This window comes from Nostoc commune NIES-4072 (genome assembly GCF_003113895.1).
GTDB classification, from domain to species: Bacteria; Cyanobacteriota; Cyanobacteriia; order Cyanobacteriales; family Nostocaceae; genus Nostoc; species Nostoc commune.
Genome location: NZ_BDUD01000004.1, coordinates 1 through 10,159 on the forward strand (window position 1 = coordinate 1; position 10,159 = coordinate 10,159).

General features: G+C 39.5%; 18 protein-coding genes. 3 read left to right on the plus strand and 15 right to left on the minus strand.

Features of this window, described 5'->3' with window-relative positions; translation table 11 throughout:
• From CDC33_RS36375 to CDC33_RS36395, 5 genes are all read right to left on the minus strand, one after another.
• Positions 1 to 498: ParM/StbA family protein (locus CDC33_RS36375; protein WP_501193679.1), on the minus strand; the 498-nt coding region annotated here is incomplete at its 3' end.
• Between the two features lie 545 nt (positions 499 to 1,043).
• A complete protein-coding gene (locus CDC33_RS41030) occupies positions 1,044 to 1,496 on the minus strand; it encodes a hypothetical protein (protein ID WP_244919576.1) in 453 nt (150 codons plus the stop codon).
• A 121-nt stretch (positions 1,497 to 1,617) separates the two neighbouring features.
• Positions 1,618 to 2,403: a hypothetical protein gene (locus CDC33_RS36385; RefSeq protein WP_181374376.1), complete on the minus strand. Its 786-nt coding sequence runs from the start codon at positions 2,401 to 2,403 to the stop codon at positions 1,618 to 1,620.
• A complete protein-coding gene (locus CDC33_RS36390) occupies positions 2,396 to 2,812 on the minus strand; it encodes a hypothetical protein (protein WP_109013411.1) in 417 nt (138 codons plus the stop codon). Before CDC33_RS36390 ends, CDC33_RS36385 begins: the two co-directional genes overlap by 8 nt.
• A 194-nt stretch (positions 2,813 to 3,006) precedes the next feature.
• Complete coding sequence (locus CDC33_RS36395; RefSeq protein ID WP_109013412.1) at positions 3,007 to 3,348, minus strand: hypothetical protein; 342 nt, start codon at positions 3,346 to 3,348, stop codon at positions 3,007 to 3,009.
• A 162-nt stretch (positions 3,349 to 3,510) separates the two neighbouring features.
• Between CDC33_RS36395 and CDC33_RS36400 the strand changes: the two genes are divergently transcribed.
• Positions 3,511 to 4,029, plus strand: a complete 519-nt coding sequence (locus CDC33_RS36400) for a transposase (RefSeq protein WP_109013413.1) — start codon at positions 3,511 to 3,513, stop codon at positions 4,027 to 4,029.
• A complete protein-coding gene (locus CDC33_RS36405) occupies positions 4,030 to 4,362 on the plus strand; it encodes a hypothetical protein (RefSeq protein WP_109013414.1) in 333 nt (110 codons plus the stop codon).
• A gap of 66 nt (positions 4,363 to 4,428) precedes the next feature.
• Here the strand turns inward: CDC33_RS36405 and CDC33_RS36410 are convergent, their stop codons facing one another.
• From CDC33_RS36410 to CDC33_RS36445, 7 genes are all read right to left on the minus strand, one after another.
• Positions 4,429 to 4,704 carry a hypothetical protein gene (locus CDC33_RS36410; RefSeq protein WP_109013415.1) on the minus strand — a complete coding sequence of 92 codons (276 nt, stop codon included), beginning with the start codon at positions 4,702 to 4,704 and terminating at the stop codon, positions 4,429 to 4,431.
• A 32-nt stretch (positions 4,705 to 4,736) separates the two neighbouring features.
• On the minus strand, positions 4,737 to 4,949 hold the full coding sequence (locus tag CDC33_RS36415; RefSeq protein WP_109013416.1) for a hypothetical protein: 213 nt from the start codon (positions 4,947 to 4,949) through the stop codon (positions 4,737 to 4,739).
• A 14-nt stretch (positions 4,950 to 4,963) separates the two neighbouring features.
• Entirely contained in the window at positions 4,964 to 5,308 is a 345-nt protein-coding gene (locus CDC33_RS36420) for a hypothetical protein (RefSeq protein ID WP_109013417.1), read from the minus strand.
• A 205-nt stretch (positions 5,309 to 5,513) separates the two neighbouring features.
• On the minus strand, positions 5,514 to 5,708 hold the full coding sequence (locus CDC33_RS36430; RefSeq protein WP_109013419.1) for a hypothetical protein: 195 nt from the start codon (positions 5,706 to 5,708) through the stop codon (positions 5,514 to 5,516).
• A gap of 68 nt (positions 5,709 to 5,776) precedes the next feature.
• On the minus strand, positions 5,777 to 6,247 hold the full coding sequence (locus CDC33_RS36435) for a hypothetical protein (protein WP_181374377.1): 471 nt from the start codon (positions 6,245 to 6,247) through the stop codon (positions 5,777 to 5,779).
• Entirely contained in the window at positions 6,244 to 6,486 is a 243-nt protein-coding gene (locus CDC33_RS36440; protein ID WP_109013420.1) for a hypothetical protein, read from the minus strand. The genes CDC33_RS36435 and CDC33_RS36440 overlap by 4 nt, the downstream gene beginning before the upstream one ends.
• Before the next feature lie 67 nt (positions 6,487 to 6,553).
• Positions 6,554 to 6,871: a hypothetical protein gene (locus tag CDC33_RS36445; RefSeq protein WP_219930153.1), complete on the minus strand. Its 318-nt coding sequence runs from the start codon at positions 6,869 to 6,871 to the stop codon at positions 6,554 to 6,556.
• 98 nt (positions 6,872 to 6,969) lie between these two features.
• Between CDC33_RS36445 and CDC33_RS36450 the strand changes: the two genes are divergently transcribed.
• Positions 6,970 to 7,737 carry an Rpn family recombination-promoting nuclease/putative transposase gene (locus CDC33_RS36450; RefSeq protein WP_109013421.1) on the plus strand — a complete coding sequence of 256 codons (768 nt, stop codon included), beginning with the start codon at positions 6,970 to 6,972 and terminating at the stop codon, positions 7,735 to 7,737.
• Positions 7,738 to 7,766: 29 nt separating this feature from the next.
• On the opposite strand, the gene CDC33_RS36455 is transcribed toward CDC33_RS36450, so the two are convergent.
• From CDC33_RS36455 to CDC33_RS36465, 3 genes are all read right to left on the minus strand, one after another.
• Positions 7,767 to 8,162 (minus strand): hypothetical protein, encoded by a 396-nt coding sequence (locus tag CDC33_RS36455; protein WP_244919577.1) that lies wholly within the window; start codon positions 8,160 to 8,162, stop codon positions 7,767 to 7,769.
• Between the two features lie 11 nt (positions 8,163 to 8,173).
• Positions 8,174 to 8,443 (minus strand): hypothetical protein, encoded by a 270-nt coding sequence (locus CDC33_RS36460; RefSeq protein WP_109013422.1) that lies wholly within the window; start codon positions 8,441 to 8,443, stop codon positions 8,174 to 8,176.
• 320 nt (positions 8,444 to 8,763) lie between these two features.
• Positions 8,764 to 10,159 (minus strand): ISLre2 family transposase (locus tag CDC33_RS36465; protein WP_109013423.1); only part of this gene is annotated, 1,396 nt, incomplete at its 5' end.

The following is a 10,159-nucleotide window of genomic DNA, read 5'->3' on the forward strand; positions in this document are numbered from 1 at the left end:
AAAGTCTAAAATGGTTAGCTTTTTCGGTAGTGGATGCCCAAATAATGCACCCATCCCCTCTAGTACAACTTTCAGCACTTCTACTTTCACGTCTGATTGTTTGCCAGCAAGTATTGGCTTATATTCGCCATTGAGTACTTTTTGTAATTCTTCAGCCAGACCAACGTCATGTAAGCTAACAACTAATTTTAAGTGCCAAGCCTTACGATGTGGCAGATGTGCCAATGCACCCAACAAAGTCAACAACGCGTTATTGACTTTATTTTCATTATTGTCGGTGTTGCGGTCAAAATAATTCCCTGTGCGGTAAGCAGACTCTCCGACTGTGTAAGCAGTGCCGTTAAAAACTACACGCCCTGGAACATCTTCCATCTCGGCATTGCTTATATAGCTGGGGACACGAACTACTTCAAAGCCATCGACTAAAAGTTTAAGGCTTCCGTAACCGTTATCGAAACCCGCAGGAAAAATTTTTTGTAAGGTGTGAATGTTAGACATAAATACAAAGGTAATACACTTTGATTTGTGAAAATTATCTGTTCAGGTAATTTGGGGGAGCAGAGGGGCAGAGGGGCAGGGGAGCAGAGGAGAGAATTAAAACAGTTCTTAGTGTTTACTATTTACTGTTCAAAATGGAGAACTCGGACCTTCAGCAGAATAATTAGTTTTTCTTACACCGATAACTATAATTGTTAATGCAAACAATTTTCTCTTGCTCCCCTGTTCAAGAGCCTTTTTTTCTCCAGACTCAAGAGTTTATCATAACCCCTTGGGGGCTAAGTGGGGCACAAAATATCAACCAGTCAAATATACCCTACTTAGCACCTATATATACCCTATATAGGGGTTAAAATGTCCCTAAAGTCCTGAACTATTGTTGGGGTATATATAGCCCCCATATATACCCCATGAGTACTTTTTAAAATCTTTCCATATAACGAATGAAAAAAAGCAGTCGATGCATATTTTACTTTTCTGCCCAAGGTGAAGGTATCGCCGTAGTCGAAAGTACTTCCCTTGCTTGCAGTCTAATCGCTGTTTGCTCACAGTTGGGGCATTTTACCTTTGTGAAAATCACTCTTTGGTCGTCCTTTGTACTCGCCCATTACGGGTTCTCCGGTGTACTCGCTAATTATCCCCTGCTTGCAGTGGTAGCACTCGAATATCACACGCCCTATCTCCGAGTTGCAATCCAGGAATTGCATGTGCTGACAGGGTTCTGGCGGTAATTCTGGTTCTTCGGGGCGGTCTTGAAAGGGTATATAAGGTTTGGTTGCTGGTGGTGAATCTATTTTTTTCTTGTTGCGCTTGCCAGTCACCTGCGGCTCAACTTTTGGCGGCTTTAGGGGTTTTTCATTGACAGGAACATGGCTGGGCTGTTGGCCAGTTGTGAGTTCTTCCAGCAACTTGCCATCATCTGGGGTAGGGTGAAACTCAGGAATTTGGTTGCTAGACTTTGGTTGTTGTGGTTTAGATGGACGCTGGGTAGATTTCATCAACACCTTTACTTGAATTTAGCTTGACTGGTGAACTCCCGTATTCTACACACCAATTCCCTTGTACAACACTTTCTCCTGAGCCAGAAATAGCCTTGTCCTATCAAGTTTATATTCAGTACTATTCATCAACTTTTCCTACTAACTCTTCCAACTGAGAGAGGGGAGCAACGCGATTTTGTGAGGTGCTAAAATCTGGGACGTATATAGCTTGTTTCAGGATGCGATCGCAACTAAAAAACCAGATTTTGTTGAGAATATAGGGGTGTAATTGAGAACTAAACCCCGATCTCACTTTTTCGCGTTGCTCCCAACCAACAGTTGCACCAGTTATGAGGGTTTGAACCTCTTGTTTTACCTCATCCCCAGTCTTTAACCCGTACTCTTGGGTAATTTGTTGCCTAATTTCGGGATTTTTGGCCAACTGATAAATAAACGCTATTTCATCAAAGCCTTGCTCTGTCCGTCGCTGCAATGAACGAACGTCAAGCTCACTGGTTATTTCATCGAACAATTCTTGCTCAAACTCGTGAACCGCCAACGCTTGAGCAACAGTCTTGCCTGCCACAATATCCAAGAATGCTTTAAAAGTTTCCCGACTGACTCCAGCAAGATGTAATTGTTCACTCACACTTTCTATGGCATGAGTTTGTATATTCGCTAAATTGCTCTCACCTCCTAACAGCTTTGATTGGTCGAGAGTTGTTTGCGCTAAACTAAACAACTTTTCTAAGCGATCACAAATGTCAATACTAAATTCTTTTGCGTCATCTTCTACATCTTGGTTAATATCTGGGTCGGACTTAGCCAACTCCTGTAAACCAGCAATGATTTTTGCAGGAGCGTATTTTTCACCCAGTAATTCAAACAAATCTTGACGGCTGAATTTGTCTTGAGTTTCAGACATTTTGTAATTCTCCTGTTAATGATTGAGTAAATCTGATTTGTTCAGTTTCAAATTCTTTAATCGTGTACTCTGACTTATTGGCTTCCACGATTGACTTCGCTATTTCAATCTTGGTTGTGCCTTGGTCTAAATCTCCAAACACTTCGCCAATTTTACCTAGTACCCAGACCTGATATGGACGAATTAATGGCGCTCTGAGTTTTTTTTCCTTCGCCATCTTCTGCATTTGAATTCGTGATAATTTATACTGAGGGATTGTTTCAGCCACTTCTGCCCAACGCTCCCATGTACGATAGCAAATATCCAAAACTCGCAACATTTTGGCATTAGTTATAGGTAAAACCAAAGGATTTAACCCGGAATTAGTGGTCTTTTGGCTAAAAAGTTGTTCTCTCCATGCTTGGTTCATCAATAAATAGTCAATAGGTAGTCAAGAGTGTAAAAAACATAGTTAATATCCGTGTCAATTCCGTATGATTTTGATGTCATATTCTCTATTAATTGATAGTGAATTAACTGTGATTGACCTGACTTTCCTACAATAAAAAAGCCACTCGCAATCTTCAAGGGCTTTTTCGGATTTCGTAGAGTTTTCTGTTTTAGCTAAATTTGAATATTCCGCGAAACTTGTTCAAAAATTTTTTGCTGTTCATTCACCAATAAAGCGATCGCCCACTTTGGTGGCTCACTATAAAACCATTTGCAAATTGTCGCAGTCGATGGCGGGGACAGTTCGGCCCGGTGATACCATGCAGCAATAAATGGCTCAAGCAATCTAACTGCTGTCGAGACAAATTCATAGTCTCCAAGCCGGGTGTGTAACCCTGCTAACTTGACTGCCTTAACTGCAATTTCTTCCAGTTTATTTTTCGGCTGGTATTCGTCTTCCGACAACAAAAAAAGTTCACTCTTGCGATTGAACTTGTCTTCTAATGTTCGTACCATGTTTAAGTACCCTCCTATGGGATTAGCGTCACAAGGAGCGGAAACAGCGATCGCTTACCTTGGCCGGGGGCGATCGCTTGAAGCTTATTTAAAAATGTTATCATAACTCCTCGATATTGATATAAACTTAGAGCAGGTTGAGTTAAATTTACCTCATGCCTCATGGCGTATCAATTTTCACTTTCTCGTTACTACATCACTCCCGATCATGACGAAAAGCTAGAAGCTTTCAGCAATGCTTCAGGAGACTCCCGGCAAATGCTGATTATGCAATACACCAGAGGGTGGTTAGGGCGAAATCGCCCTTATTACACTCAATTGGCAGTATTGGATTTACAAAAAAGGGAAATTGCCCCTTCCCTTTGGGCAAATATAGTTCTAGAGCAGGGATTTAAAGGTTTACCACCTTACACTAGCCCGATATTAGAGCATGAAATCCCTAAAGATCCTTTGGCGCATATAGTTTTGCCAGATGATGTAATTGAAAAACAAAGTAATTACTTTCCGCTCACACGGCAGAATTACCTGTTACTGAGGACGGCAATTCATTTTGATGGCTCCAGCGCAACTAAATTTATTTCCAAAATAATTCACGAGCAGCTGTGCCGCAATTGGGATTCACTGTATGCCTCTCAGGTAGACGCAGAAACGAACGATGATTGGTTAAAAGGAGAACTTTAAATGGTCACAACACCTATAAATACTGAACTTACTTTAGAAAAAGTAAAAGTAGCTGTTGATGCTATCCTTCAAGTTTTGGGAACTCCCGAAACTGAACTACATAGTAAAGCTCTGGCTGCTTTTAACAGTGGCGATCATCAAACCGTCAAGCGACTTGCTTCGACTAATTTATCTGATTATTATGTCAAAGCATTGGGTTACTTGGGGGGTGCGTTAAAACTGACTCCCAATACCGATACTATCTTGGCTGAATCAGCACGAGCAGCAGCAGATTTCTCACGGGAGAGAACATTGAATCACCTCGGCAAAGCGATTGCCACTGCACTTGGTTAAAACCACTTGATTATAATATTACAGCCTCTACCTTTATATATGAGATAGGGGCTGTTTTTTGGTACTTCAAAAAGCCTTCTTTCGCTTCACCAACACTGAACGCAAGTACTGCCGACAGGCTGCTTCTCCCCGATATATGAGAATCCGCAGCGCCTGCACTTCCTGTATTGGAGAAATACAAATTTCAGCAATGGCTGGAATCAAATTCTGTTGCTTTTGCACGTAAGAAAGATGCTGCTGCTCCAACTCTTGAATCTTGGAGTTTAGCTGTTGTATTTGTTGTAATGCTTGCGTCAAGGACGATTCTTTGTTTCGAGAGCGATTGTCTAAGGTTAACGTCATTTTTTTCTCCTCTAAATTTAGATTTTTTCTGTTTACTGTTGAGTTGCCTGCTGTACATCATCAATTGCATCCACTATTTCTTCCAAAACATTGAACGCGTCATTTAGCACTACATTGTTTGATGTAGAAAAATGCTCTGACGATTGAAGCCTGCGATAATCCTTACTACTCCCCACAAGCCGCAATGTATATTGACATCCTTGCAAGATAGTCCGAATCTCTGCTGTGGTTAATTGAATTTCCATTATTGTTTCCCTCCCTAAAATTTATCTCGTTGAATACTGAGGCTTGCTCCGACTAGAGAACTTCCTAAGAAGGCGGAAAAACTGACCAGCATAGCTCCAAGACTTCTGTTTTTCTGGTACTCCCAACCAGAGATGATTATGTTGGAGTCAGCATTCGTCTCAATAATCTCCATTCCCCAGCATCCCATTGCCCCTACTCCTGAAAATCCAGTTAAGAGCAGAGAGGCAATTGCAGTTGTTTCTATGGTGCGGTCGATGAGAATCCTGGGTTTAAATCTTCTCCTAGTACGGCGGCGAAGAGACAATTTACTCTTGTGGTCTAATTGAGATTGGTAAACAACTTGTTTGTAATTAGTCATTTGGAATCCTCCAATTCAATAAAAAACCCTGCACCAGTATTGCTAATCTTTACTCTTTTTTGATTGACCAAGGTTTGAATAACTGACAAACTGAAGTTGATATGACACAATCGAGCGCTACCCCCACAATGGCGGAGATACTGTAGGCATAGTGAGGAATTGTCAGTAGGAGTGGGATGAGTGGATTTTTTCGGCATAATCTTGACTATGACTCTATGATTTGTAAATGATGTGGATTGAAAAAAATTCCTTGACCAGGTGGCATATCTGGAAAATGAACACAAACCATTCCGTGTCCTGAATACTGGATTACTGTACCTGTTTGCCCCAACCTTGGATGTTTTTCTGTCAGTGGTTTAATGACTTTGACAACTGAATTAATTGCTGGAAGATTAGCCATTTTTTATCCATTTTTCATGTTTCAGAGCGATCGCACACTGATGATTGAATGCAATCGCGCTTTCAGTTTTAATCTTTGACCTTATGCTGTTGAATCAAAGCCAGCACAATGTTTGGAGTTAAAGGACTCCAACGTGGTTGACTAAAACGTTGACCATCCCAATTAAATTGCACTAAAGAAAAATCTTCTGGTTCTTCGTTTTTACTTATTTTATTGCGAGGATAATGCTCGATAAATAGAAAATTATCCCCCAAACAGCGACGAGCCGATAACATAGTATTCTGGTATCTTCGCCAAATCAATGTAGCTAGACCCTCCGCAGAATTAGTAATGCTTGTCCCCGTGTTTTGTTCATCTAAATCTGAACATAAAATAATGCTCGGCATGGAATATGCTTGATAAATTCGCAGATGACAAATACTCTCCCAGTACTTTGGATTACTTTGCTGTAGTTCATGTCCCGCTCCTTTCCAAACGAAAATAGTGTCAAGCACTAAGCTAGGTGAATCAAGATTAATGTTTGTAGTTTGAGTAGTCATAGTCTTCCTGATCTGACATCGCAATAAGTTGTACACTCACGTCGTAGCTGATTATCAAGAGAAAGCCAATTGATAATTTCTTCAGCCCTGGCTCTTTTGATGTAAAGTCCTTGCAGAACTCTATCTCGAAGAATTTCTAATCTCGCTGCTTCTAGATAATTCTTTTGCAAAAGCAAAAGCTTGTGTTGATCATGAAGTGGATCTACTTCTGTTGTTACCTCAGAATCAAATCGATCCATAACAAACGCGCGAAGATAATCATATTCAGTCAAGAATTATTCTCCCTTTTGTATTGGATAAATTTTATTAATAATTCGAGTTTTCACCGATTCCATATTGCCATTTGAGAAAACTGACGGGAGTACAGATTTCCTGCCAATCACAAGCTCCCATTGGGGCATTCCAGTCCTGTCGGTATTCCTCTCCAAAATACCCCAGTCCCCAATGCCAATCGTCATATTCCGGCTGTGACTCCCATCCAAACCAGAGAGCAACATTTACTTTAATCAGATACAAAAACTTAATCATCCATCCGCCATCATAATCAGAAATAAAATCGTAAAATTCTTCTAGAAAGCGTTCATTTGTTAATGCAATTAAATTCATTATTGACCAAAAATTCATCGGTTTATTACCTTTTTATTATGCTGCTACCTAAAGTTTAATTGCTATCAGTAGCTTCGATGATGATAAAATCTGTTCATGTTTGATAAAACTTGTCCATGTTTGATAACACCTGTAAATTCATTGCTGAGATGTATTCTCCTGATTTCGCTACTTGGTTGTTAGGAGAACCAATTACTTTAACCAAATTAAGTCCTACAGAGTTGTCTTTGGAACCTATTCGTGCTGATGCTTTAATCTTGTTGCAATCAGATGAAGTTGTTCTCCACATTGAATTTCAGACCAAACCCGATGACGATATGCCGTTTCGGATGGCTGATTATCGTTTGAGGGTCTATCGCCGTTTTCCTAATAAACGAATGCACCAAGTGGTGATTTACTTAGCCAAAACCGAATCAGAGAAGGTGTATCAAACTACGTTCACGACTGAAAGTTTGCGACATGAATTTTCAGTGATTCGTTTATGGGAGCAACCTTTAGAAGTATTTTTGACAGCACCAGGATTACTGCCCTTTGCGGTTTTGAGTGCGACTAATAATAAGGTTGGTACATTAGAACTTGCAGCCGAAACTATTGACAAAATTCCTGAACGGCGAACACAAAGTAATATTGCTGCTGCTTGTGCAATTCTGGCTGGGTTAGTATTAGAACAAGAAGTCATTGGACGTTTATTCAGGAAAGACATTATGCAGGAGTCAGTGGTTTATCAATCAATCAAGACAGAAGGTAGCGATGAAAAAGCTCGTAAAATTGCTATCAACTTATTAGCTGAGGGTATCAGTGTTGATGTGATAGCTCGGTCTACTGGTTTACCAGTAGAAGTAGTGCAACAATTACAGCAGGGAGAATCTGAAAACCAAGAGTAATTTTGCGACTATTCCTATACTGAATCAGATCAACAAGGGCTGTATCTTAAGTCCCCATTTTTTACCTTAATCAGTGACAGTGCGGGTTGTTGGCAACAATGCCCGTGTTTGTTGTAGCTGCTTGTACTTATCCCAATTCCTGGGATTATGAGGTGATGAGATTGACTCAACAAAAATTCCCAGTTCTGAGAATTGGTATCGAAAAACTCAATAGCTGCATCAAAACCACACTGCAAAAATCTGCTGTATGATTCTTCCGAGCAAAGAATTGATTCGACAATTGCAGTCAAGAGTTTGAGGTTGGTTTCAGTAGCAGCACCCTCTTTGTGGAGCCATTCAATGGTTTCTATTAGCTGTTGTTTAGCAGAAGCCGTAGTAGATGGTGGTAATGCTGCGATAGGAATAAAACCTGTTAGCTGTTTCATGTTTGATTGGCTCAAAAATTATCTATTTCTGCAACACCTTCATCCGTTGTCGCTTTCCGTTGAGATTTGGCTTTACTGATTTGGAATTCGTTAGCTTTAATCACAGGCATTGCAGCCTCTTTGACTGCTGCTTTTGCCTGGTAATAAAGAAATTGAACTACACCGTCGGCATCTTCTTCTTCTTCGACTTGCGCCCAAAGTGAGCAGCCCAATTCGATTGATTCATAGTTGCCCAAGTTAAATTTTCTCGAATAACTAATTGAAACAGTACCGATTTTCATTGACTTGTTTTTGCTGCTAATTTATGTAGTGGCGACTCAAAGATGAATGGGAGCAACGCGATTTTGTGAGGTCAGACAAAAAAGGTGCGATGCCTGCGGCGGGCGTAGCCATCGCTAAAACTTACATTTGTGTATGGAGTAATTTTATTTGCAATTAATATACGTAATTACACGTTAAATCATCTTGATGAGATATCTCAAAAAGATTGGTAGCAAGTTATTTGACAATTATTTCCAAATATATCTGCAATAAGTCTTTAGGGCTTAGTATCAATTATGACAGAAAATAAATTAAATGCGGAATTAAAGTATAAAATTTATCAGGACGTTTCGGGTTTGATAAACGAATTAAAGATAGAATCAGAAAAATTATCCCAACTTTTAGCTATCCATTGACAACGGAGGTGCAACATAATTTCTGCGTTATCTTGAAGCCAAAACTTACTATTACCTTTCATGCGTAAATTAACAACTTGGCGAATTAAACTTTCAACTGCGCCACTACCAAGAGGTAATTTTCGAGCCGCAACTTCGTTATACTTTAAAAGCCTCTTCTTATAAGCTTTTAAAATATAATTTCGCTCTTTTACCATAATTTTACAGCGCTCTCCATTTGCTTCAGATATCAATTCACCCATCTTTCTCATTAAATCTAGTGCCTGACCTTTTTTTAAAGTTTTTCGAGCTTTTTTAAACCATGATTGACGCTGATTATCTGTGCTAAAAGCAGCATCAGCAAAATCTTTTAAATGTGATGCAGCGTGATAAAAATCTAATAATTGATAAGTTTCAGATGGGCATTTTAGCTTTTTTAATAAAGGGGGAATATGTATCCATATCCATTCTGCACCATCAGCAATTAATAACACCTGTTTGGCTTGACTTATACCCAAATTTACCAAATACATTTCTAAAATGAGGAGGAATTCTTTATAACCGGAATACGTGCCATCATTAGTAATAGGTATTGCTGATGTCCTAATTTTTTTACCTTGTTCATTTACTACATAAATTGTTAGTAACTTTGGCTCCATCCATTCACCGACAAAGCCACGACGGTTTGTTTTGTTACTGCGTCTACCTTTTTTATTGAACCTAATTTTAGTTCTTCCACCATCTACAGCGATTACAACTCGTTGGTCTTTGAGAACATTACTGTTAGATAAGTGACCCATCTCCAGATTTAATATTTTTGATTTGCGTAGATTAATACCAATTTCACCAAAAAGGTAAGTCAGGCGCTCGATTCGTTTTAAACTAACATTTATTCCCCAATCCCTTAGCGTCGAACGTGCTGCATCAAAAGAACTGGCTATCGCACCACATTTAGCAATTGTTGACCAGACTAAAGGGCTAATACCTTCTGACATCCCTAGCCATTTTAAAAACGGAAAAAATCCTTGATTTGAGGTTTTTATTTTTGGCTCATTGATCGGAGGATTATCAGATTCTTTACTTGTGGGATTCCGTTCAAGTACATAAGGTAAAGTTAAAGTTACTTCGACGTTTCCAAGTGTTACTATTTTTCGCTTTTTAGAACCATGTTTTTGTGTATTTAAATTTCTCCATCCCTGTGTTTGACTAACAGAATAGTTCAGGATTTTTGGGGATACAGAAAGATTATATAATAAAACAGCTATACATTGACCTGCTAAAATCATTGCCTGTTCTCTAATTTCTTCTTCTCGTTCTCTCAGCTTTTTTCCATCCCACTCT